The organism is Stenotrophomonas sp. KH_052 (genome assembly GCF_057838755.1).
Genome location: NZ_CM174475.1, coordinates 2,586,526 through 2,607,421 on the forward strand (window position 1 = coordinate 2,586,526; position 20,896 = coordinate 2,607,421).

Genomic DNA, 20,896 nt, shown 5'->3' on the forward strand with positions numbered 1-20,896 from the left:
CCGGCGCCATGCTGCAGTCGATGCCTCGAGCACCGGACGTACTGGGCCCGCATGGCCAGACGCATTTCGTAATGCATCGCAAGGATCGCGTCAGCATCGATGCAGGACATCCCTTGCTGCGCGCGTTGCGGTTGTCCAGCAGGGGCGGCAGCCGCCGCGTCCTGGCGAGCTGCTGCAATACGCCGCTTTTCCTGGAGTTCAGCGGCGGCCATTGGCTGAGTCTGTATGGCCTGTTGTGGCCGGCATCGACAAGACCCGCCGTGGAGATGCGGACGATGGTCAGTGATCTTGCTGATGCGTCTGCCCTTCCCGACGATGTGCCGAACCTGAAGACCCGGTCACTGCGGTTCTATGCACGGTTGATGAAGGCGTGGATCGCCATGGGCTTCCGCAGCCCACGCATCGAGGTCGCCGGAGACAGCCATGTCTGAGCCCGAGCGGATCGAGATCGAAAGCATCACCACGCCCGGTCACATCCAGCGCGTGGATCGCGCCAAGTATCTCGCCATGCGCCACGCCTTGCTCTTGAGCTTGCCTGCGCAACCGCCGGGCCTGACGGTTGCGCAGGCGAAACAGGCGCTGTTGCCGCACCTGCCCGCCTCCCTGTTCCCGGCAGGGGCCACCGCCGGTTGGTGGTTGAAGGCGGTGCAGCTTGACCTGGAAGCCAAGGGCGTGATCGAGCGCGTCGCGGGCAAGCCGTTGCGCCTGTTCAAGCACCTGCCGGCCGGCTGATCAGCGCTGCGCAGGCAGTTCCAGCCGGTGCTTGCGGCACAGGCGATACACCGTGACCCGCGAGATCTGCATCTGCCGCGCGCACTCGGAGACGTTGTAGCCGGTCTGGCGCAGGGTCTGCAGCAGCACATCGCGCTCGGCCTGGCCGCGTGCGTCGTGCAGCATCGCACCCGGCAAGCTCGGGGCCGGTGCGCCCAGTTCCAGATCGCGCTCGCTGATCAGCTCGCCCTCGGCCATGATCGCCGCCCGCTGCACGCGATTGAGCAGTTCGCGTACGTTGCCGGGCCAGTCGAAGCGCCGCAGGGCCTGCAACGCTGCCGGGGCGAAGCCACGTGCGCGCACCGCATGGCGCAGGCGGAAGCAGCGCAGGAAGTGCTCGGCCAACAGCTGCACGTCGCCTCCGCGCTCGCGCAGCGGCGGCATCGGCAGCCGCAACACGTTGAGCCGGTAGTAAAGATCACTGCGGAACCGCCCCTGCGCCACTGCCTGCTCCAGCTCTACATGGGTCGCGGCAAGCACCCGCACATCGGCGCGCAGGGGCTGGCTGCTGCCGACACGCTCGAAGGTGCCCTCCTGCAGCACCCGCAGCAGGCTGGTCTGTGCTTCGGCGGGCAGGTCGCCCACCTCGTCGAGGAAGACGGTGCCACCATGGGCCGACTCGAACACGCCAATCTGGCGCTTGTCGGCACCGGTGAAGGAACCGCGCTCGTGCCCGAACAGTTCCGATTGCACCAGGTTGGCCGGGATCGCACCGCAGTTGACCGCAATGAACGGCCTGCCGGCGCGGCCTGACAGCGCGTGCAGTGCATGCGCTGCCAGCTCCTTGCCGGTGCCGGTCTCGCCGGTGACCAGCACCGGCAATTCGACCGGTGCGAACTTGTGCAGGACGGTACGCACCGCGTGCAGTGCCGGGCTCTCGCCAATCAGTGCACGTGGCGTGCTGCCATTGCACGCTTCATCCGGCGGCGGGTCGTCAGCATCGAACTGCTGGCGCATTGCGCTGACCATGTCCTGCAGCCCGAACGGCAACGTAAAACGTGCCAGGCAGCGCTGCAGCAACGGCAACCACGCGGGCGGAGCGGCACCTGGACTCGGCGGCATTACCGCCAGACATGGCAGGTGCTGATGTTGTTCGATCCACGGCAGCAGCAGTTGCAGCGCGGCTGCATCCAGGTGCCGTAGATCAAGCACGGCGAGCAATCGATCGCGTCCGCGCAGGCCGATCGCCATGGCCGGATCAGGATGGATGCTGCGCACATACCAGCCCGCCGCAGCCAGCGCACTGCGCTCGCTGGCCGACGGCTCACCAAACCACAGCACGCAACGTGATGTAGAAGCTTCCGGGACCGCTGCCATGCTTCCCCCAGCATCCGGACACCGTCGGCGGACTGTCAGCCAATCACCGGCGTGCCACCCTCCGCCGGGACCTCTACGGCCACCGCGGCGGCCTTTGTTGGGCGGATCCTAGCGCTTCGCTAAACGGCAGCGCAATGAGCGCCGCGTCAAGGAATGCACGGCTGAAGCCGCACCGTTGCAGTCCGCGCCGACACCTGTAACAACAATGCGACAGTCCGCCGGGCGCCTTGCCCTGCGGCGCTTGGCGCGGCGCAATCGCAACATTTCTTCGACGTGCCTGTAACACCCTGGCAGCAGCGATGCCTCGCACCGTGTCCGTCCCGTGTTGCCTGGTGGGCCTTCTGCAGTTGGCACGGTTGATGCGTGGTTCCGCCGCACCCATCGCGGGAGATCGGCATGGACGGTGTCACCCCAGTTCTTCGCAGACTCGGCCCCTCAGTGGCCGTCCTGCTGTTGCTGCTGCCGGGGGTTGCGGCAGCATCGGGCGCCCGCCAAGGGGTGAAGCCGCAACCGGGCGAAATCGTCCTGTTGCGCGATGTCTCGGCACGTCCGGCCTATCGCATGGCGCCACCGGGGATGGCATTGATTGCCGACCCGAAGCCGCAGCGCGAGATCGCCGCGGCCCTCGGCAGCGGTGGCGCCTCGACCGGCATGGACGAGCTCAGCGACGACGACTATGCCGGGATGGGTGCAGGCCACACTGCCATGGTCGCGGCGCCTGGCGGCACAACGGTAGAGCGCGTGACCCAACAGGCCCTGGGCAGCACCCTGGGGCGTGGCGGCGATGGCATGGTCGGCAGCAGCCTGGGCGGCGCCATGAGCGGCCCGCTGGGCGCGGTGGGCAACAGCACCCGCGGCATCGGCGATACGGTGCGCGGCGCGTTGGCCCAGTTCCCGCTGCAGGGCACGGCCCCGGCAGGTGGAAAATGAAGGCCCTGCACGGGTTGCTTCTGCTGCTCGCTGCAGCGCCCTGGGCGACCCGGGCCGATGACTACAGCGGCATGCTCGCCTATCTCGACGTCGCCCGCATCGACGGCCACGCACTGGCTGGCGCCAGCGGTGCCATCGCCGTGAACCAGGCCGCCGGCGACCTCAACCTGCAGGCCAATCTGCGCGGCATCGCCCACGGCGAACGCGCCGACGTAGCGATCAGCGCCCAGCAGCTGCAGCGCGGCAACCGGGTGTTGTCGGCGCCGATGGAGGCGTCCGCGCTCATCGGCGGTAACGCACTGGCCGGTGCCAGCGGCATCGCTTCGATCAACCAGGCCAGCGGCATCGCCAACACGACGCTCAACGTCGTCAGCGCGACGCTGGCTCGACAGGGCATACGCGAATCCGACGACACGGCCCTGGCCGCCGAAGGTTCCGCGTTGGCAGGGGGGCGGGACGACGCCGGTCGCGGCGTTGCGACGGGGACCCGCAGCGCCGGTGTAGCCAGCACCGCACTGCGGGGATTCGACGGGGTCCTGCAACTCAATCAGATCGCGGGCAGCGGCAACGACACAGCCAACGTGCTTGGCCTGGTCGTGCAGGACCGCCCGTGACAACCACCCAACCGATGCACCACCTGATGAGAGAGAGGGCACCATGAAAGCGACCGTCAAACAGACCATGCTCGCCATGGCGATTGCCACTGCCTCGACCGCCGCTGCGGCCAATGGCTGGGACAACCAGAACGCCAATGCGAACATCAACCACAACCACACCGTCAGCGAAACCCGCAACGACACCCACAACCATACCGACAACGACGTACGCAACCGTACCGTCAACGTCAATGTGCAGAAGCACAGCAACATCCAGGCCGACGAACGCAAGGAAAAGAACAACCACGGCGTCGACGTGAACCTGGAGAAGGACCTGCGCCTGAGCACCGACATCAACTTCTCCGGTGACCCGAACATCACCGGCGACATTGATCTCGACTCCGCCGCCATCGCGGTGATCGACAACCGGCAGTCGATCAGCAACAACGCCACCAGCAACAGCCTGGTCACCAACAGTGCTTCCATCGGTGACAGCGTGGGTGCCGGCGCTTCGGGCAACCTCGGCTTCAACGTGGTGTCCGGCGACAACAACGCCCAGGACAACGCCGCGTCGCTGTCCGCTGCCGATGCATCCTTCAGCTTCGGCATGGCCGACGCTGAGGTGTTCGTGAACCAGGCCGGCTTCGGCAACGCCACCATGAACTCCGGCGTCACCAACGCCGCGGGCCTCGGCGGCAATGCCTTCGGTGGTGCTTCGGGCAACATCGGCGTGAACATCGCCTCGGGCAACAACAACGAGCAGAAGAACGCGCTCGCGGCCTCGGTAGCGACCACCGCGGTGGCGCAGTCGAGCATCAGCTCCAACCAGGTCTCCACCGGCAACACGGTCAGCAACGCCGGCTTCGTGCAGTCCTATACCGACACCGTGCAGGTCGGCATGCGCGGCGGCGTCAGCGGCCTGACCCTGGCCTACGGTGCCGGCACCTACCGCGGCACCGGCAACGCCTACCAGATGGCCAATTACTACCTGGACACCTGGAATGGCGAGCTACCGCACCCGGGCGGCAACAGCACCGGCCACATCGACCTGGACAACGAAATCCAGAACGCCACGATGAACCCCAACCGGCCGGGGGTGGGCGGCCTGGGCTTCGATACGCGTGAGAGCGGTACCAGCCAGTTCGTCGAACTGGGCGTGGCCGATCTGTACGCCAGCCTCAGTGGCACGGTCAGCACCACGCGCTGGGTGAACGTCAACGCGACCAACACCTCGGCGTTGTCCGGCAGTGCCTTCTCTGGCGCCTCTGGCAACATCGGCGTGAACGTGGCGGCGGGCACCGGCAACCTGCAGGCCAACAGCCTGGCCCTGGCTGTCGCCCAGCCCAGCACCGGTGGCGGTGGTGGCAGCGGCGAGTAAGCGCAACACCCCGGCCGTCCGCCAATGGCCGGGTTCCCGGGAGCCCCTGTTCCTCCTCCCCCTTGGGACAGGGGCTCCCCCCTGCTGCCGGAGAACGTGATGATCCGTTGCCGCCTCTCGATGCACCTGCTCGCGATGCTGTTGCTGCTGGGTACCACTTCCGCGTGGGCGGGCGAGGTGCGCTTCAGCGGCGTACTGCCCAATGGCGCGTTGCTGCAGCAGAAGGTGGAGAGCATGCAGGAGCGGCGCTACCGCAACGTGGTGCGCCAGCACACCGATTACAGCTGTGGGGCGGCTGCGCTGGCCACCATCCTGCGCCACGCCTACCACCTCGATACCGACGAGGCGACGGTGATCGAGGGGATGATGGGGGTCTCCGATCCCGCACTGGTGGCCGAGCGCGGCTTTTCGCTGCTCGACATCAAGCGCTACGTGGAATCGCTGGGCATGCGCGGCCGCGGCTACCGTATCGACGAATCCCGTCTGCGCACCCTGCGCGTCCCCGGCCTGGTGCTGATGGACGTGCGCGGCTTCCGCCATTTCGTGGTGCTCAAGCAGGTGCGCAACGGCATCGTGGAAGTGGCCGACCCGATCCTGGGCAACCGCAGCCTGGCGCTGCCTGAATTCCTTGCGGCCTGGCCATCACGCGCGGTGTTCGTGGTGATCGGCAGCGATTTCGATCGCAACACCGCCCTGCTGCAACCCAGCGAACGGCCCAGTGCGCGCGCGCTCTATGCGCGGCAGGGGCCGATCACCGATGCCGAACTGGTCGACTTCGGTTTCAGCCACGCCGACCTGTTCTGAAGGAGGTTCGACCATGTTCCGCCAACCGCTGATGATGGCCCTGCTGCTGGCCTTCCCTACCCTGCCCCTGCAGGCAGCAGAGGGCACGCCCGGTCGCGGCCTGAAGGAAATTCCGGACCCGGAACTGAGCCTGATGCGAGGCCGCTACACCGTGGGCGGCAACAACGTGGCCTGGTTCGGGGTGACCATGGTTTCGCAGTGGCAGGCCGGCAACGGCGCCACCCTGCAAGGCGCATTGACCCTGGCCATGGACTTCCGCGGCGGCGGTGCGCCGAAGCTGAGCTTCCAGCCCAGCGTGCATGTCACCGCTGCTGATGCGCCACTGCCGGACACCCGCGGCCGCAGCATCGACAGCAGCGGCCTGGCCAACGCCAGCGGCCTGGTGCAGAGCGTACAGGTAGCCGGCGATGGCAATGTCGCCCGCAATGTCACCACGCTGAGCGTGCGTGATGGCGAGGTGCCTTCTGCAGTGAGCGATGGCGCGCGTTCGGTCAGCGCGCAGCAGTCCGGTGCAACCGCGACCGCGGTGCTCGATGGCAACCAGGCCCGCCTGCTCCTGCAGGTGGATGGCCAGGGCCTGGTGCAGCAATGGATACGCAACGGCAGTGTCGGCCAGGGCATTGCCCTGGCCGGTGACGGCCAGATCGCCAGCAACCAGCTGCGGCTGGAGCTGGTGCGCGACACCGTGGGCGGCAACCTGCCGTTGAGCCAGAACGTGGCCCAGGCGATTGCGCTGAACCGCGGCATGGGGCCGGGCCAGTAGCGCGGCGCGGCATTGGGGGAAGCGCTTCACAACGCAGGACACGAACATGCACACCCTTCTGAGGATCACCCCGTTGGCGCTGGCGGCACTGGCGGGCACCGCGCTCGCCGCACCGCCCACAGGCGACGACGGCGCTGACGTGCAGGCCCTGGCCAACCAGCTGGAGCAGCTGAAATCCAACTATGCACAGGAAGTGCGGCGGCTGCGCGAACTGGACATGCAGGTACAGGCGATGCAGGCGCGATTGAGTGGCCGGGTGGGCCCAGCCACAGCCACGCCCGCCGCGCCGCTGGCCGCGGCGGCCGCCGCGGCCGTTCCACCCAGCAGCGAAGGCTACGCCAGCACCGCCGCCGAGGCGCAGCAGGCCAAGCAGGAGTCGAGGCGCAGCGTGGATGACGTCAAGCAGCAGCAATCCGCGTTGTTCTCGCGGCGCTTCACCATCGAGAACAGCCTCACCTACGCCCGCTACGACCGTAAGCAGCTCACCCTCAACGGCTTCCTTGCCCTGGACGCGATCTTCCTAGGCAACATCGCCATCGAGAACGTCGAATCCGATTCGTTGACCTACAACGTTGCGGCTCGCTGGGGCGTCAGCCCGAACCTGACGCTGAATCTGGATGTGCCTTACCTGGCGCGACGCACGGTCTACCAGAAGGGCGGTGCCGGTGGCGCAGCAGCGGCCATCGCGCAGGAGGAAACCAACGGCAACGGCCTGGGTGATATCGGTCTGAGTGCGAACTACCGCCTGTTCGGCGAGCGCGGCTGGCGCCCGGAAACCGTGCTCACTGCCGGCGTGACCGCGCCAACCGGGCGAGCGCCCTACGGCCTGGACTGGAAAGTGATCGAGCGCGACGACGATGACTACATCCGTTTCGCCGTGCCACGTGAGCAGCCCACCGGCAATGGCGTGTGGCAGGCCAATGTCGGCCTGTCGATGGTCAAGACCGCCGATCCGGCGATCCTGTTCGCCAACATCGGCTACGTGCACTCGATTCCGCGCGGGTTCAACGACATCGACAGCAATCCGGACACGGTCAATCCCGGCGACGTGAAGCTGGGCGGCTCGGTGTACTTCGGCGCAGGCGTGGCGTTCGCGTTCAACGAGCGCACCAGCCTCAGCCTGTCCTTCAGTGACCGCATCAGCGCCCGTGCCTCCACCCGATTCGAGGGCGGCAAGTGGATGAAGGTGATCGGCAGCGACGCCAACGCAGCGTCACTGAATCTGGGCGTGACCTATGCGCTGAACCAGCACACCACCTTGGTGACCCTGCTCGGCATCGGCCTGACCCCGGATGCGCCGGACTTCACCCTGGCGTTCAAGATTCCGTACATGCTCTAGCGCCTGCGGCCCGGCGATGGCGCGGCTGCGGCCCGCCGTCGTCGTCGATTCCGCCGCATCGGCACACATCCGCGCGATGACCCCGCATTGCGCGTCGATTCCGCCGATTCCCGCAGTCTCCCCGTTTCTAGCATGCCCCTGAGCCGGCCATTCCCGGTCGCGCACTCATGCAGGGGCTTTCGCATGGCAATCATCACAGAAGACAAGCGGCTTGGCTGGATCGTCAGCACGCGCCCGCAGGTCCAGGGCATCACGATTGGCAAGGGTGGCGAGGCGCTGACCGATAACACGTATGGCATCGAGATCGAATTCTGCACGCATGACAGCGTGATCTTCGCATTCACCCATGTGGTCGCAGGTTGCTTCGACATCGTCGGAACCGAACCGTGGAAGCTCGAATCCGATTCCGGCAACGTCTTCGAACTTGTCACGCCGCCGTTGCCTTTCGAGGCCATCGAGGACGCCTATGCCTTCAAGGAGCAGCTGGTGGCGATGCTGCAGACGTCGATTCAGCGTGCCGAGACGCAGGGCGTCAATGCCATCACGCTGGGGGACTGGGCGAAGCCGTTCGCGCTCAATCTCGTCGAGCTGCTCAACACCCACATCAACACCCGGCGGCTGAAGCTGGAGTCCGTGGCATTCAAGGCCGTCGACTACTCCGGCTGGAAGGAGGTCGGCGAAGGATTGAACGTGGGCAATGTGGATGACGGCATCAACATTCCCGCAGCACTCCTGCGCCACAAGCTGCGCGAGCCCGACTGGGAGAGCTACACGCCGGGCATCATCCTGGCCCGCTGCAGCAAATTCTGGTCGGAGGGCTACGCCTCGCAGATGAATCTGCCGATGACGCTGAGCGGCTATTTCCTCTACATGATGCACAAGACCCATGACAAGAAGTACTCGCAGTCCGTCCGCATCCAGGAGGCACTCACGGGTGAGAAGGCAGGGCAGAAAATCACGGCGTGGTACTGGCGGCACGTGCTCCTTCAGGCGTGGTGCCGGTATCAACGTGCGCTCAAGCAGGAACCTCTTGCGAAGAAGCTGTTCTGTCCCGACAACATCGCCCGTTCCGCGCTGCTCTACCTGGTCGTCGGAAAGCTTCTGACCGGAGCCCTGGCCGAACTGGGAGAGACGCCGCAACTGGCGCTGCAGCAGAAGGCTTGGGATGCCGGCTCCACCCGCGCGATCGATGCCGACGAGCCGGAGGTGACCCATAGCGAGTGGGCACCCTATCACAGCGCACTGAAGGACCTGACCGGCATCTGGCTGAAGGCGTCGCTTCTGGATGTGCTGCGCACCCAGAACCTGCAGACCTACATATGGGCCGTTACCGAGCTGCCGGACGTGCTGGCAACGCCCCAAGTATGGAAAGACGCGCTGCTGAACTGGAAAGGGATGGATCGCATCAAGGCGATGGGCTCGACCATCGAATGGACCGACCTGGAGGACTTCGCCGAGCCCGAGCGCAGGCAGATCCTCTGCGAGAAAGTCATTGAAGTTGCCACGCAGCTGGCCATCAGGCTCAAGGAGCTCGACCCCGACACGCCCGGCAAGCCGGATCTCCCGGACGAGCAGCAACGCCCGTTCCTCGACCGCCGCAACACCCCTCCTTGGGAGGCCCGCTACGACACCTTGCTTGCTCCCATTCCGCCGCGCGAGAACACGCGGCTTGAGTTCACCTATCTGGTCGAGCATCGCAATCACTGAGCTGCCGCCCGGATCGCCGCCCGCACCGAGGCATTCCCCACGACGGATCCCTGGCTACAGATTCCTCGCTGTCCACTACTGGAGAAACAAAATGACGCAGGTCTATGCAACCCTTCGCTCAGGCAATCAGTACCTGATCGCACGCAAACAGATCACCAATGCATGGTGGAGCGGATATGCGGCGCCGGTACTGGTCGCCGAAGCGGCCGCTGCGCTGGTGACGGTGGCCAATGTGGCCGCCGACGCACCGGTCGACGCCGACGCCCTCGCTGTGGCCGTCACCGCAATCAACACCACGCTTGGCAATGCCGCTCTCGCAGCGAAATCGGCCTGGCCCGGGTTGAACCCGGCCACCGGCGCCGCTACCCGTGCGGCCATCGATCTGGCGGTCGCGGCGGTCAGCAATGCCGGCCAGGCCCTCGACCAGCTACAGGCCGCAGTGCCAGCCGTGTTCACCGCGGTGAACCGCGCAGCGCGCATGGGCGCCGATCAGTGGCCACCGGCAGCACCGGGAGCACCGACGCCGCCGTGGGTCATGCTGACCGTGCCTGATATGGCTGTGTGGCCGATTGCGGGTCTGCAGGCTCGGGTCAACGCTGCGCTGGAGCGCATTCGCAACTGGGCCGGTACCCGGCCAGCGACGCTGGTCAACCAAGCCGGGCAATGGGCGTTGCCAGGAGGGCGCATGGGCGATGCGGAAGCCGCCGAAGACGCAGCCAGGCGAGAATTTCTGGAAGAGACGGGCATCGTGCTGGGAGCGCCCTTCGCAATGGCATTCCATACACTGTTCCAGACCGCACCGCAGGGCCCCCAGTTCTACCTGGTGTGCTTCGACATTCCCGCCGATCAGGATATCGCGGAGCTGGCAACGAACATCAACGTCAATCTGATGGCCCGTCCCACGTGGCTCAATCGGCCGACCGCCGGGGCGGTAGTCGACTGGGAGCTGGACATCGTCAGCACCGTGGCCCAGAACGAGCTGAGCGCGTACCTGGGGGCGTACCAGGCCACCCGGATTCCGGAAAGCTGCGTGCCGGTTCCCGTGCCCGTGCCTGTCGGGGCTGCGGCGATTGCCGCCTGGGAGTACAGGCAGCGGCGCTTCGCCGATTCCCAGTCCATCGACTGGTATCTGCGCATGGCCCGCTACATCGAACAGCAGTAGGCAACCGACGGACGATGCGGAGAAATCGATGGTCCGACAACGGCATCACCCGCATCGCCCCTGCCTTCTTCACACCATTTCCCCCGCATTCTCCGTCGATTCCACCAATCCGCCAACAACGCTTCTTTCTACTCTGCATCCACGGTGAAGCACAGGCAGTTACGCACAACGCACCGTGACGCTGGATACCACGCACTTCCACCTTTTCGCAGGAGCAGGACATGGCATTTCCAACCGCGGTAAACGACCAGATCACCGATTCGGTCACCCAGGCCAACACCAAGGTGCTGGGCGATGCGCCCGCCGTGGCGGTGGGCAATCTGTACCAGGCCACCGCCCAGGCACTGGCCAACGCCGCCCACAACGCCACCAACGCGCAGCAGCAGTCCTATGTGACCGCGCAGTCGGCCACCACCATGGGCGTGGCCACGCTGTACTCGATCGATACCGCCACCACCGCCGTGGCGAGCAAGGAAATCCTCAGCACCCGCGTCCGCGGCCTGGGTTCCTGATCCGTCGTTCCGTAGCTGACCCGCCAACCTCAAGGAGCTCGACATGGCTTTTCCGACCGCAGTAAACGACCAGATCACCGATTCAGTCACCCAGGCCAACACCAAGGTGCTGGGCGATGCCCCCGCCGTGGCCATGGGCAATCTGTACCAGGCCACCGCGCAGGCACTGGCCAACGCCGCCCACAACGCCACCAGTGCCCAGCAGCAGTCCTATGTGACTGCGCAGGCGGCCACCACCATGGGCGTGGCCACCCTGTACGCGATCGATACCGCCACCACCGGCGTGGCCACCAAGCAGATCCTCGGCGCGTGATGCGCCGCCAGGCAAGGAGCTGAGCCATGGCATTTCCCACGGCCGTCAACGACCAGATCACCGACTCGGTCAGCCAGGCAAACCTGCAGGTGCTGGGCGTGGCGCCGGCCACGGCGATGGGCACGCTCTACCAGGCCACCGCGCAGGCGCTGGCCAATGCCGCCCACAACGCGACGCTCGCACAGCAGCAGATGTACGTCACGGCCCAGGCCGCGACCACGATGGGCGTCGCGCTGCTCTACGCCATCGATACCGGCGCCACCGGCGCCGCCACCCGGAAGATTCTCGGCTGAATCCAGTAAGTGCCGGCAGTCTCCGTTCCTGTAGTGCTGTCCATCCAAGGAGTTTCCACCATGGCATTTCCCACCGCCGTCAACAGCCAGATCACCGATTCGGTCTCGCAGGTCAACACCAAGGTGCTTGGTGATGCGCCAGCCATCGCAATGGGCAATCTGTTCGTGGCCACCAGCCAGGCGCTGTCCAACGCCGCGCACAACGCCACCAACAACCAGCAGCAGTCCTACGTGACCATGCAGGCCTCGACCACCCAGGGCGTGTCCACGCTGTATGCGATCGACACCGCGTCCAACGGCGTGGCCACCCGCGAAATCCTGGGTCTGCGCTGACGTGTCGGCCCGGCGTGACGCCAGCCACCGCGCCCCCGCCAAGGACGGCGTCACGCCGGGCCCCTGATCCATGCCCACATCGCCTGCCATCGGCTACCTCCTGGATGCAACCAGCAGCGGATCCGGACTGGCGATCGCTCTCGCACCATCGTTCGCGATGTCTGCCAGTTACCTGGCGATGGCCGACACCATCGGCCTTGCAATGCAGAACGCCGTCGCCAACCAGCAGCGCGGCCAGGTCACCGCCAGCGCAAGCCTGGCGCAGGTCCTTGCCTTGATCATCCAGAAGGGAGCCGTTCCGTCATGAGCACTGAGAACACCGTCAACAGCCAGATCGTCGACAGCGTCAGCGCGGCCTCCACCCTGCTGGTGGGGCAAGGACCCGCGCAGTCCTTCAGCATGCTGGACATGGTGCTGCTGGAAACGCTGGGTACTGGCATGCACAACGCCGTCGCCCGCCAGCAGGGGGCCAGCATGGTCAGCAACGCGGCGGTCACCGCCGCCTGCGCGAAGATGATCAACGCGCCCTGGCCGGTGCCACCGCCTGCTCCAGAACCGCCTCCGCCGCCACCGCCGCAGGTGATCCCCCTGCCGGGACCGGTGCCAGCCCCCCCTTCGCCTGCGGCCGTCATCGCCGCGGCCACCGCAGAAGGAAAGACCGCCATCAGCGTCCTGCAGGCACAGACCCACGGTGCCACTGCCGATGCTGCGGCCGCCAACGCCAGCCTGCACACGCTCGAGCAGCTTGCAGGCAACGGCACGGCGCCCGCGCCCAATCCTGCGCCCGACTCCACGCCTGGTCCGGATCCAGCAGCGGGTCCCGTCCAGGATTCCGCGCCAGACTCCACTCCGCACCCGTCCGCCGACGGCGCTGACGCCCCGGCCTGACACCGCGCCGGCCCTGCCCGGCCGCACCCGCCCATCAAGGAGCCCGTATGGACCCGCGCAACGTCAACGCCCAGGTCATCGATGTGATCAACCAGGTGCAGACGGCCACCATGTCCGAGACCGTGGTGACCACCAGCGGTGCCGGCAAGGCCTACCAGGCCGTGGCCCAGTCCGCCGCCATCGCCGTGCAGGATGCCGCCGATGCCCTGCGCAATGTCTCGACCATCGCCACTACCGCCGCCGGCGTGGCCATGGCCCAGTACCTGGCCACCGGCGATGAAAAGTATGCGCGGGTATTGACCCAGACGCAGACCATGATGCAGGGGGCTACCGAAGACTTCACCCGCGTTGGCAGCGCTGCTGCGAACGTCCTCAAGGGATTTCCGGCCAAGTGAGGCCGTCAGGAGCCACGCATGAGCGTTTTCATCAACGGTCGAACCACTCCGCAGACCAGCCAGCTGGGCCCGCGCAGCCGGCACGTACTTGGCCTCATCGACGGTGGCCACCAATGGCTGCAATGGGCCATCGACTCCCCTGAGCACCGCTACAGCTTCGCTGACGAAGGCGCCCTGCTGGACGGCATCCAACAGGGCCTGCATGGGTCCAGGCTGGCCTGGCTGCCCCAGGTAGGGTTGCAGGTCAGCCCGATCAAGCTGCTGAGCCTGGACAACGATGACCTTGATGTACTGCGGCGTCAGGAGCATGGCGAACACAACCGGCTTCTGGCCAACGAAGTGCAGGAGGTACTGGACAAGTACGACCTGCTGACCAATACGGCGTTGATGACGTTCCGGCCGTTCCTGGCGGCTATCGGCGCAGGCACCGCGCCGTTGTTGCAGCAACTGGACTTCCGCGAAGCCCTGCAGTTGCACGAACTGGCTTCGGAGCAGCGTGGCGCAGCCGATGCCGGGGAGACGCAGGCCGAGGCGGCGCGCTTCGCCCTGTTGCATGCACGCCGTCCCATCGAGTTTGTCGACTACTTCAACTTCTACCGCTTGGTGGCCTCCGGCGGCGGCAGCGCGGAACGACGCATCGAGGATGCCACGGAACTGCTGCGTGCCCTTTTGCCGATGCTGCTCGGCTCGCTCGACGGCCCGCAGCTTCCACAGTTGCCTTCACCGGAGCAGGTGCGCAGCGCCATTGCCGCCACGCTCGACGCCCAGCGGCAGATCGGCTATCCGCGCATTTCCCTTGCCGCCCAGCAGGCAGCGCTGTGCCTTGATCGCGGGGCAGGCGACCTGCTGGGACAAGCCCATGCACACCTGCGCAGCAGAGTGCACCGCCAGCTCGACGCCGCAAAGGCGTTCCTGAAGGAGCATCCGGTGGCCGGTGGCAAGCTCGGCCAGGATGGTGCCAGCGTGCAGTTCCGCATCGAAGGACGGCATCAGGAAGCGCGCGTACAGGTCGAGGACAATGTCATCACCCTGCTGGGATACCGTCGTTTTCTTGCTGATGCCGGCTCACCGGCGATGGTGGGCTACCTGGCAGGCGAGCTGTGAGCACCGCCGCATCTCCCGGACCAACCGGGCCCAGCCCCCAGCAGGTCGCCACGCAGCTGGCCATAGCCGCCAGCGCTGCGGTGGCGACCGGCCGCCAAGCTGCCCGGTTGCAGGCGCAGCAGATCCTGGCCGATGCCGAGGCAGCATTGAGCCATATCCTTGGGGGAAGCAACCAAAGCGCCCCCACTCCAAACCCACCAGGAGCACAGACCATGACCTTCCCGACCCCGCTTTCCGGCACGCAGACACCGGCGTATCCGGCCGGCAAGACCCCGATGGAGATCGCCCAGGAACTGGCGGACGCCGCCGTTACGGCCAGTGACGAAGGTGTCCGTGCCGGCATGGCGGTTTCCGAAGCGGCGCTAGAAGTGGCTGCCGAAGCCAGTCGGCGCGCAGAACAGGCCGCAGAGCTGGCGGTGCAACGTGCCGCCGAGGCGAACGCCCGATAGCGTCCGCGACGGCAGCCACGCGCCCCGGGCAGGCCTGCGCCTGCGCCGGGGTGTTGTCATTGCTCTGGAGTACGACGATAGCTGCGCGGGCTCACGCCCACCGCGCGGCGGAAGCTCTTCTCGAAATGACTCAGGTCGCCGAAACCGACCTGCAGCGCAACATCGGTGATGCGCAGTCGTTGCCCGCCGCGCAGCAGTTGCTTGGCGTGCTCGATGCGCAGCTGCTGCAGCAGCAGCTTGAAGGTGGTCCCCAGTTCGCTGCGGAACAGGAAGCCGAGGTGTGACTGGCTGACATGCGCCTGGCGGGCCAGGTCACCCAGGGTGACCGGTTCGGCGGCATGATCCTTCAGATACGCCAAGGCGCGCTTCAGCCCGTCATGCAGGCCTTCGTGCGACAGGCGGGGTGGATCCAGCACGTCGGGGTCCAGTGCGATGTCGTGCTCCGGCAATGGTGCCTGTGATGCACCACGTTCATGGACATGGTCCGTGCTGGCAGCGGCCAGCCCCGGCGCATGGCGCAGCAGGTCCTCACGACGGATGCAGCGGCCGCCGGTCATCACCGCCAGGCGTACCACCACCCGTTCCATCTCCAGCAGGTTGCCCGGCCAGTCATGCGCGCACAGCGCCAGCAGGACGTCTTCACTGAGCACATGCGGATCGAAACCGTGCAGCTCCAGCGCACGTGCGGCCAGTGCACCGATGTCCTCGACCCGCTCCCGCAGCGGCGGAATGTCCACGATGAGGAACTCCAGCCCGGCCAGCAGCGCCCGTGAAAACTGCTTCTCGCGCACCCGTTGTTCCAGGTCCGCACTGGTCGAAGCGATGACCCGTATCGGCCGGATCGCCTCCGCTTCGGAGCGTGTGGCATGCAGGCCGCGGATTCGATGCGACAGCTGCCCCTGCAGGATCGCCGGCAGCTCGTCCACTTCGTGGAAGTACAGCGTGCCGCCCTGGGCATGCGCGAACCAATCGTCGGGTTCGCCCGCAGGATGCGCACAGTTCACTTCAACGAACGGCCCCTGCCTGGCGTGGCCGCCGCTATGCAGCGCCGCAGCCAGTTCCATCTTCTCGGTACCGAACTCCCCGCGCAGCAGCACCGGCAGTCGACTGGCCGCGGCGCGTTCAATGAACTCCTCGATCTGCTTCAGTGCTTCACCCGCCCCCACCAGCAGCAGCGGCCTGCGCAGTGCCTGCTCGGCCCATGCCTTGGCTTCGTAGCGCTTGATCAGGTGCGCGCAGCGCTGTGCAAACTGCTCCCCCAGCACCAGTGCACTGCCGTCCAGCGGGCCGCACTCCCCTTCAAGATGCAGCTCGCCCAGTACCTCGCCGGCATAACGGATGGGCACCCGGTGTGATCGACCGCGCTCGGCGTGCTTGGCCGGCAGCGGCATTCCCGCTGCCATGCCTGCCATGTCGCCATGCAGCTGCACCTCGCCACCACGCATCGCCTTGTGCTGGGCCAGCTCCTTCACGAATGCGCCCAGCAGTTCGGGCAGCGACGGATAAGGCCGATAAGCGCGCTGCAGCATCTCACTGACTTGCCTGTGCATTGAAACTCCCCTTCGGAATGGCAACCCACTGCAGATGCAGCGGGCGATCACGCGATGCAGGCCGCTCCGGCGTCATCGCGGGATGCTGCGACGTCCACGCCGCATGCCGTGCCCGCAGGTCGCACCGCTGTTGCCGCGCACGCTGTCCGCTCCCGTTGCACCGGGAACTGCCTTCACCGCTGGAGGTCGGCACGGCTGACGTCGTCCAGGCCTGGGTCGTGCGCGCTGGGGCGGCACTGCCGATGACGCGCCGCCCAGTTACGTCCCGGCAATCGCATCCCTGGATTATGGAGAGCGAGTTTCCAGAAAATCGGCATGATAATGACGTGAATATCCGCGCCGGATACTCGTCGCAGCCAATCCGCCGGTTGCCGATGGATCAATCGCCTGCGGCGCGGTCTGCCACCTGGCCGGATGAATGGGAGTCAGCCGGGATGCTGGCGGCGTGGCGGCCGGCTCCACTATAGTCAGCACAGCTAGGCAGGCATGGTGCCTGCCCTCGAATCACAGGGAGTTGGACATGGGTCTGGTACAGGCGGTCAAGGGTGCGGTAGGCGGTGTGCTGGCCGACCAGTGGAAGGACTTCTACACCGTGCCGGCGGGCCTGCCGTCCACCGCCGCGCTGTTCGCGGCGGTGCCGCAGGGCACCAACGCCGGGCGCGGCTCCAACACCAGCGGCTCGTCCAACATCATCAGCAACGGCTCGAAGATCGTGGTGCCGGAAGGCTACGGCCTGCTGCTGTTCCAGGATGGCGCGATCACCGCCTTCGTCGCCGAACCCGGTGGCTACGAATGGCGTTCGGATGATCTGAACTCGCAGTCGATCTTCGCCGGCGACGGCCTGGTCAGCACCTTCATCAAGCAGAGCTGGGAACGCTTCAAGTTCGGCGGCCAGCCCGGCTCGCAGCAGGCTGCGTATTTCGTCTCGCTGAAGGAACTGCCGGACAACCGCTTCGGCACCCAGTCGGAAATCTACTGGGACGACGGCTTCCTTAACACCCAGGTCGGCGCGGTCACCCGTGGCTCGTACACGCTGAAGATCGTCGACCCGATCCTGTTCGTGAAGAACTTCGTGCCGGCCAGCTACCTGCAGCCGGGCCAGGTGTTCGACTTCACCGATCTGGACAACGCCGCCGCCAGCCAGCTGTTCAATGAAGTGGTCGGTTCGCTGGCTCCCGCCTTCAGCCTGTACACGAACGATCCGAGCAAGGGCAACCGCATCACCAAGCTGCAGCAGGATTCGCTGGGCTTCGCGCAGAGCCTGTCGGCGGCAGTTGAACAGGGTTACCAGTGGAAGTCCGATCGCGGCCTGGCCATCGTCAAGACCGCCATCGTCTCCATCGAGTACGACGCCAACACCCGCGAGCTGCTGAAGACCGTGCAGCGCGCCGATGCGCTGTCCGGTTCGCGCGGCAATTCCAACCTGCAGGCCAGCGTTGCCCAGGGCATCCAGTCCGCCGGCGAGAACGGCGGCGCGGCAGGCCTGGTCGGCGTCGGCATGGCCTCGGGCATGTTTGGTGTCGGTGGCATGCAGCAGCCGACCACGCCGGCCGCCGATGATCCAGTGGCCAAGTTGAAGAAGGCCAAGGAAATGCTCGACCTGGGCCTGATCACCCAGAGCGACTACGACGCGCTCAAGGCCAAGGCGCTGGGCCTGTAACTGCAGGACGCACAACCACCATGTCTGATCCCCGAAACGGCCCACCGCCGCTGCCCGGATCCGCGCCCTCGACGCCGCCGCCCTTGCCGGCGGCGTCGCTGGATGGGCCGGGTTCGCCGCAGGACGTCCCTCCCCTGCCCGGCAGCTTCCCGCTGGACACCTCGAAGCTACCGCAGGCCATCCGCGATGAAGTGGAAGCGCCCGATCCGGTCGCCATCGACACCTCCGCCAGCGAGCTGAAGGACGGCCTCAACCGCTGCCCGAAGTGCGGCGCCACCGACATCCGGCCCAAGGCCGGTACCGATATTCTGGTCTGCCTGTACTGCCGTCACGAATGGCATGGCGCGCGGGTCGAGGAGGAATTCGGGCTGGGCGAGGCCATCGACCAGCTGCGCGGCACCGTCGTCGCCTCAGGCGCTCGTGACATCGATGCCGACACCTCGGCGTTGATGACGTTCAAGTGCACCGGCTGCGGCGCTGAGGTCACGGTCAATACCGAAAGCACGATGACGGCGCGCTGCCACTGGTGCCGCCATGTGTTCGGCGTCAACGAGCAGATCGCCAACGGCGCCGTCCCCGATGCCGTCCTGCCCTTCCATATCAAGAAGGACGACGCGGTCGCACGCATCCGCCAGTTCGTCGACAAGCGCCGGATGTTCGCGCTGAAGGCGTTCAAGGACCAGTTCACGCCGGAGAACGTGGTGGGCGTGTTCCTGCCCTATATGATCGTGGACAGCAATGTCAGCGCGGCCGTGGCCGGCAAGGGCGAGATCAAGACCCGCGAATACACGGTCGGCAGCGAGAAGAACAAGCGCACCCTGTACGACGCCGATGTCTACCAGGTCGAGCGCCAGGTGGATTTCACCGTCGATGACCTGCCGCTGGAATCCTCCGCCGAACGCGGCAATCTGGATACCCGCGCCAACACCAACAACATCATCAACACCATCCTGCCGTTCGATACCAAGAACGCGGTGAAGTGGAACGCCTCGTACCTGGCTGGCTTCACTTCGGAGAAGCGCAACCTGGATGTGGAAAAGCTGCGGCCGCGACTGGAAGACCAGCTGCTGTCGATTGCCCGCGCACAGGTGGAAGGCTCGGTGAAGCGCTACAACCGTGGCGTGCGCTGGGAACAGGAACAGCTGGAGGTGCATGGCACCCGCTGGGTGTCGATGTACCTGCCAGTGTGGCTGTATTCGTACCACCAGCCCGGCAAGAACGGCGGCATGCTGCACTACATCGCAGTGAACGGCCGCACCGGCGAAACCATGGGCAGCGTGCCCGTGCAACAGTGGAAGATGCTGCTGGCGGCCCTGGCCACCGGCACTGTCATTGAAGCCCTCGCAATCGCCTTCCTGGTGGCATCGACATGAGTGATGACAGTGGTCTCTGGCTGTTGGCGGCAGGCCCGGCCGGCGCAACCGCGCTGTACTGGGCGCTGTACCGCTATTACCGCAACACCGACAAATCGCATTCGTTCGAACACGAAACCGAGATCGAAGCCCAGCCGGTGACCGGCTCGGACCAGCAGGTGGGCCGGGTCACCGGCACCGAGGAAAAGCGTATCCGCGGTGACAATGTGTACGAGTACCGGAAACGGGTTGTGCGGGTGAAACCCGAGCCGTAGAACCAGGCCATGCCTGGCTGACGTGGGTAGTGCCGGCCGCTGGCCGGCATTCCTTTTGCTTCCAGACCTGAAAGGAATGCCGGCCAGCGGCCGGCACTACCCTCAGCCAGCCTGCCCCAGCCGTACCTTCAACTGCTGGATCTCCTGTTCGCTGACCCCGATCGACTTCAGGTAACCCTCTGCACCACCGTACTGGCTGTACAGTGCCGCCAGGAACTGCTCCATGTTGTCCGGCGCGGTACCGGCCATGCCGGCCATCTTGCGGCCGATCTCCGGATTCTGCTTGATCAACGCCATGATCTGCGCGTTCATCGCGCTGTCCTTCGGCTGCCCTTCCAGGTAGTGCGCGGAGATTGCGTAGTTGTGCACGATCTCTGCCTTCGGGACACCCGCCAGGTCCAGCAGCAGGCCGGCGATGATGCCGGTGCGGTCCTTGCCTGCAGTGCAATGGAACAGCACCGCGCCATCCTGCTGTGCAGCGATGCGCTGGAACACCTGCTTGAACTGCGGCTGGCTGTGGCCCAACCATTGCACATAGGCCTCGCCCAGCGTATCCGGGAAGCTGGTCATCATCTTCTGCAGGTCCATCTTCTCCGTGCCCATCAGCGAAATGCGCTGATAGTCGAAGCGATCGTCGCGGGCCAGCAGATCCGGTGACTGTGCTTCCTCATCGGCGGTGCGCAGATCGATGTCGAGCTTCACACCAGCGGCGACGAGGGCATCACGGTCGGCATCGGTCAGGCGGCCAAGGTCGGCGGTGCGCACGAAGGCATCGGCGGGAATCGGCCCTTTGCTGCCCTGCAGGCCAGCGAAGGTACGCACATTCCAGGCACCCTGCAGCGGGATCACCCGCTGTGCATCGGCGGCGGCGGGCTTGGTGTTGGCGGCAGCCACCTGCCTGGCAGCGACGGCCTGTGGCGCATCAGCGGCAACCGCTGCGGCAGCCATCGGAAGGGCCAGTATCAGGGCCAGGGCGAGTTCGGTACGAGCGATCTTCATTGGAGT

At 66.1% G+C, this 20,896-nt stretch carries 25 protein-coding genes; 22 read left to right on the plus strand and 3 right to left on the minus strand.

Going from position 1 to position 20,896, the window contains the following annotated elements; all coding sequences use genetic code 11:
- Positions 1 to 8 precede the first annotated feature (8 nt).
- Complete coding sequence (locus AC3ITW_RS11930; protein ID WP_232273969.1) at positions 9 to 431, plus strand: GFA family protein; 423 nt, start codon at positions 9 to 11, stop codon at positions 429 to 431.
- Positions 424 to 732 carry a DUF6958 family protein gene (locus AC3ITW_RS11935; RefSeq protein ID WP_006368465.1) on the plus strand — a complete coding sequence of 103 codons (309 nt, stop codon included), beginning with the start codon at positions 424 to 426 and terminating at the stop codon, positions 730 to 732. Before AC3ITW_RS11930 ends, AC3ITW_RS11935 begins: the two co-directional genes overlap by 8 nt.
- On the opposite strand, the gene AC3ITW_RS11940 is transcribed toward AC3ITW_RS11935, so the two are convergent.
- On the minus strand, positions 733 to 2,088 hold the full coding sequence (locus tag AC3ITW_RS11940; protein WP_006368468.1) for a sigma-54 interaction domain-containing protein: 1,356 nt from the start codon (positions 2,086 to 2,088) through the stop codon (positions 733 to 735).
- Between the two features lie 396 nt (positions 2,089 to 2,484).
- Between AC3ITW_RS11940 and AC3ITW_RS11945 the strand changes: the two genes are divergently transcribed.
- The 17 genes from AC3ITW_RS11945 to AC3ITW_RS12025 all read left to right on the plus strand — a co-directional run bounded on the left by AC3ITW_RS11945 (position 2,485) and on the right by AC3ITW_RS12025 (position 15,054).
- On the plus strand, positions 2,485 to 3,018 hold the full coding sequence (locus tag AC3ITW_RS11945; protein WP_006368470.1) for a hypothetical protein: 534 nt from the start codon (positions 2,485 to 2,487) through the stop codon (positions 3,016 to 3,018).
- Positions 3,015 to 3,632 carry a hypothetical protein gene (locus AC3ITW_RS11950; protein ID WP_489389525.1) on the plus strand — a complete coding sequence of 206 codons (618 nt, stop codon included), beginning with the start codon at positions 3,015 to 3,017 and terminating at the stop codon, positions 3,630 to 3,632. The genes AC3ITW_RS11945 and AC3ITW_RS11950 overlap by 4 nt, the downstream gene beginning before the upstream one ends.
- A 43-nt stretch (positions 3,633 to 3,675) precedes the next feature.
- The gene (locus AC3ITW_RS11955) at positions 3,676 to 4,992 is read left to right on the plus strand and encodes a hypothetical protein (protein WP_012511147.1); all 1,317 of its coding nucleotides are present in this window, start codon (positions 3,676 to 3,678) and stop codon (positions 4,990 to 4,992) included.
- Positions 4,993 to 5,091: 99 nt separating this feature from the next.
- The gene (locus AC3ITW_RS11960; RefSeq protein WP_100434698.1) at positions 5,092 to 5,796 is read left to right on the plus strand and encodes a C39 family peptidase; all 705 of its coding nucleotides are present in this window, start codon (positions 5,092 to 5,094) and stop codon (positions 5,794 to 5,796) included.
- Between the two features lie 13 nt (positions 5,797 to 5,809).
- Positions 5,810 to 6,559 (plus strand): hypothetical protein, encoded by a 750-nt coding sequence (locus tag AC3ITW_RS11965; RefSeq protein WP_012511149.1) that lies wholly within the window; start codon positions 5,810 to 5,812, stop codon positions 6,557 to 6,559.
- Between the two features lie 46 nt (positions 6,560 to 6,605).
- Positions 6,606 to 7,898, plus strand: coding sequence for a transporter (locus tag AC3ITW_RS11970; RefSeq protein ID WP_012511150.1), 1,293 nt, complete (start codon positions 6,606 to 6,608; stop codon positions 7,896 to 7,898).
- Positions 7,899 to 8,081: 183 nt separating this feature from the next.
- Positions 8,082 to 9,605 (plus strand): hypothetical protein, encoded by a 1,524-nt coding sequence (locus AC3ITW_RS11975; RefSeq protein WP_065723361.1) that lies wholly within the window; start codon positions 8,082 to 8,084, stop codon positions 9,603 to 9,605.
- Positions 9,568 to 10,767 (plus strand): NUDIX domain-containing protein, encoded by a 1,200-nt coding sequence (locus AC3ITW_RS11980; protein ID WP_489389526.1) that lies wholly within the window; start codon positions 9,568 to 9,570, stop codon positions 10,765 to 10,767. Before AC3ITW_RS11975 ends, AC3ITW_RS11980 begins: the two co-directional genes overlap by 38 nt.
- A gap of 221 nt (positions 10,768 to 10,988) precedes the next feature.
- Positions 10,989 to 11,279, plus strand: a complete 291-nt coding sequence (locus AC3ITW_RS11985; RefSeq protein ID WP_005416648.1) for a RebB family R body protein — start codon at positions 10,989 to 10,991, stop codon at positions 11,277 to 11,279.
- Positions 11,280 to 11,322: 43 nt separating this feature from the next.
- Complete coding sequence (locus tag AC3ITW_RS11990; protein WP_006368769.1) at positions 11,323 to 11,592, plus strand: RebB family R body protein; 270 nt, start codon at positions 11,323 to 11,325, stop codon at positions 11,590 to 11,592.
- A gap of 26 nt (positions 11,593 to 11,618) precedes the next feature.
- Positions 11,619 to 11,885, plus strand: coding sequence for a RebB family R body protein (locus AC3ITW_RS11995; protein ID WP_006368771.1), 267 nt, complete (start codon positions 11,619 to 11,621; stop codon positions 11,883 to 11,885).
- Between the two features lie 60 nt (positions 11,886 to 11,945).
- Positions 11,946 to 12,218, plus strand: a complete 273-nt coding sequence (locus tag AC3ITW_RS12000; RefSeq protein ID WP_005416651.1) for a RebB family R body protein — start codon at positions 11,946 to 11,948, stop codon at positions 12,216 to 12,218.
- A 157-nt stretch (positions 12,219 to 12,375) separates the two neighbouring features.
- The gene (locus AC3ITW_RS12005; RefSeq protein ID WP_229298129.1) at positions 12,376 to 12,525 is read left to right on the plus strand and encodes a RebB family R body protein; all 150 of its coding nucleotides are present in this window, start codon (positions 12,376 to 12,378) and stop codon (positions 12,523 to 12,525) included.
- Complete coding sequence (locus AC3ITW_RS12010; RefSeq protein WP_489389527.1) at positions 12,522 to 13,106, plus strand: RebB family R body protein; 585 nt, start codon at positions 12,522 to 12,524, stop codon at positions 13,104 to 13,106. The genes AC3ITW_RS12005 and AC3ITW_RS12010 overlap by 4 nt, the downstream gene beginning before the upstream one ends.
- 47 nt (positions 13,107 to 13,153) lie before the next feature.
- Positions 13,154 to 13,501: a hypothetical protein gene (locus AC3ITW_RS12015; protein WP_006368778.1), complete on the plus strand. Its 348-nt coding sequence runs from the start codon at positions 13,154 to 13,156 to the stop codon at positions 13,499 to 13,501.
- 18 nt (positions 13,502 to 13,519) lie between these two features.
- Positions 13,520 to 14,605: a hypothetical protein gene (locus AC3ITW_RS12020; protein ID WP_489389528.1), complete on the plus strand. Its 1,086-nt coding sequence runs from the start codon at positions 13,520 to 13,522 to the stop codon at positions 14,603 to 14,605.
- Between the two features lie 212 nt (positions 14,606 to 14,817).
- Positions 14,818 to 15,054 (plus strand): hypothetical protein, encoded by a 237-nt coding sequence (locus AC3ITW_RS12025; protein ID WP_012511154.1) that lies wholly within the window; start codon positions 14,818 to 14,820, stop codon positions 15,052 to 15,054.
- A gap of 56 nt (positions 15,055 to 15,110) precedes the next feature.
- Here the strand turns inward: AC3ITW_RS12025 and AC3ITW_RS12030 are convergent, their stop codons facing one another.
- Complete coding sequence (locus AC3ITW_RS12030; protein WP_065723364.1) at positions 15,111 to 16,604, minus strand: helix-turn-helix domain-containing protein; 1,494 nt, start codon at positions 16,602 to 16,604, stop codon at positions 15,111 to 15,113.
- Positions 16,605 to 17,124: 520 nt separating this feature from the next.
- Here AC3ITW_RS12030 and AC3ITW_RS12035 point away from each other — a divergent pair.
- Genes AC3ITW_RS12035 through AC3ITW_RS12045 form a run of 3 tightly spaced genes read left to right on the plus strand, consistent with a single transcriptional unit; the run spans position 17,125 to position 19,891 of the window.
- The gene (locus tag AC3ITW_RS12035; protein WP_489389529.1) at positions 17,125 to 18,264 is read left to right on the plus strand and encodes an SPFH domain-containing protein; all 1,140 of its coding nucleotides are present in this window, start codon (positions 17,125 to 17,127) and stop codon (positions 18,262 to 18,264) included.
- 20 nt (positions 18,265 to 18,284) lie between these two features.
- Positions 18,285 to 19,637, plus strand: coding sequence for a membrane protein (locus AC3ITW_RS12040; protein ID WP_012511157.1), 1,353 nt, complete (start codon positions 18,285 to 18,287; stop codon positions 19,635 to 19,637).
- Entirely contained in the window at positions 19,634 to 19,891 is a 258-nt protein-coding gene (locus AC3ITW_RS12045; protein ID WP_006368914.1) for a hypothetical protein, read from the plus strand. The genes AC3ITW_RS12040 and AC3ITW_RS12045 overlap by 4 nt, the downstream gene beginning before the upstream one ends.
- Before the next feature lie 102 nt (positions 19,892 to 19,993).
- Here AC3ITW_RS12045 and AC3ITW_RS12050 read toward each other — a convergent pair whose 3' ends face one another.
- Positions 19,994 to 20,890, minus strand: coding sequence for a tyrosine-protein phosphatase (locus tag AC3ITW_RS12050; RefSeq protein ID WP_489389530.1), 897 nt, complete (start codon positions 20,888 to 20,890; stop codon positions 19,994 to 19,996).
- Positions 20,891 to 20,896: the final 6 nt, after the last annotated feature.

Coding starts and splice junctions, on each gene's coding strand:
- AC3ITW_RS11945 (WP_006368470.1), top strand. CDS start 2,485: ATGGACGGTGTCACCCCAGTTCTTCGCAGACTCGGCCCCTCAGTGGCC.
- AC3ITW_RS12010 (WP_489389527.1), top strand. CDS start 12,522: ATGAGCACTGAGAACACCGTCAACAGCCAGATCGTCGACAGCGTCAGC.
- AC3ITW_RS11940 (WP_006368468.1), bottom strand. CDS start 2,088: ATGGCAGCGGTCCCGGAAGCTTCTACATCACGTTGCGTGCTGTGGTTT.
- AC3ITW_RS11935 (WP_006368465.1), top strand. CDS start 424: ATGTCTGAGCCCGAGCGGATCGAGATCGAAAGCATCACCACGCCCGGT.
- AC3ITW_RS11965 (WP_012511149.1), top strand. CDS start 5,810: ATGTTCCGCCAACCGCTGATGATGGCCCTGCTGCTGGCCTTCCCTACC.
- AC3ITW_RS12015 (WP_006368778.1), top strand. CDS start 13,154: ATGGACCCGCGCAACGTCAACGCCCAGGTCATCGATGTGATCAACCAG.
- AC3ITW_RS11975 (WP_065723361.1), top strand. CDS start 8,082: ATGGCAATCATCACAGAAGACAAGCGGCTTGGCTGGATCGTCAGCACG.
- AC3ITW_RS11930 (WP_232273969.1), top strand. CDS start 9: ATGCTGCAGTCGATGCCTCGAGCACCGGACGTACTGGGCCCGCATGGC.
- AC3ITW_RS11985 (WP_005416648.1), top strand. CDS start 10,989: ATGGCATTTCCAACCGCGGTAAACGACCAGATCACCGATTCGGTCACC.
- AC3ITW_RS12005 (WP_229298129.1), top strand. CDS start 12,376: ATGTCTGCCAGTTACCTGGCGATGGCCGACACCATCGGCCTTGCAATG.
- AC3ITW_RS11990 (WP_006368769.1), top strand. CDS start 11,323: ATGGCTTTTCCGACCGCAGTAAACGACCAGATCACCGATTCAGTCACC.
- AC3ITW_RS12045 (WP_006368914.1), top strand. CDS start 19,634: ATGAGTGATGACAGTGGTCTCTGGCTGTTGGCGGCAGGCCCGGCCGGC.
- AC3ITW_RS12035 (WP_489389529.1), top strand. CDS start 17,125: ATGGGTCTGGTACAGGCGGTCAAGGGTGCGGTAGGCGGTGTGCTGGCC.
- AC3ITW_RS11995 (WP_006368771.1), top strand. CDS start 11,619: ATGGCATTTCCCACGGCCGTCAACGACCAGATCACCGACTCGGTCAGC.
- AC3ITW_RS11950 (WP_489389525.1), top strand. CDS start 3,015: ATGAAGGCCCTGCACGGGTTGCTTCTGCTGCTCGCTGCAGCGCCCTGG.
- AC3ITW_RS12050 (WP_489389530.1), bottom strand. CDS start 20,890: ATGAAGATCGCTCGTACCGAACTCGCCCTGGCCCTGATACTGGCCCTT.
- AC3ITW_RS11955 (WP_012511147.1), top strand. CDS start 3,676: ATGAAAGCGACCGTCAAACAGACCATGCTCGCCATGGCGATTGCCACT.
- AC3ITW_RS12030 (WP_065723364.1), bottom strand. CDS start 16,604: ATGCACAGGCAAGTCAGTGAGATGCTGCAGCGCGCTTATCGGCCTTAT.
- AC3ITW_RS11970 (WP_012511150.1), top strand. CDS start 6,606: ATGCACACCCTTCTGAGGATCACCCCGTTGGCGCTGGCGGCACTGGCG.
- AC3ITW_RS12020 (WP_489389528.1), top strand. CDS start 13,520: ATGAGCGTTTTCATCAACGGTCGAACCACTCCGCAGACCAGCCAGCTG.
- AC3ITW_RS12025 (WP_012511154.1), top strand. CDS start 14,818: ATGACCTTCCCGACCCCGCTTTCCGGCACGCAGACACCGGCGTATCCG.
- AC3ITW_RS12040 (WP_012511157.1), top strand. CDS start 18,285: ATGTCTGATCCCCGAAACGGCCCACCGCCGCTGCCCGGATCCGCGCCC.
- AC3ITW_RS11960 (WP_100434698.1), top strand. CDS start 5,092: ATGATCCGTTGCCGCCTCTCGATGCACCTGCTCGCGATGCTGTTGCTG.
- AC3ITW_RS12000 (WP_005416651.1), top strand. CDS start 11,946: ATGGCATTTCCCACCGCCGTCAACAGCCAGATCACCGATTCGGTCTCG.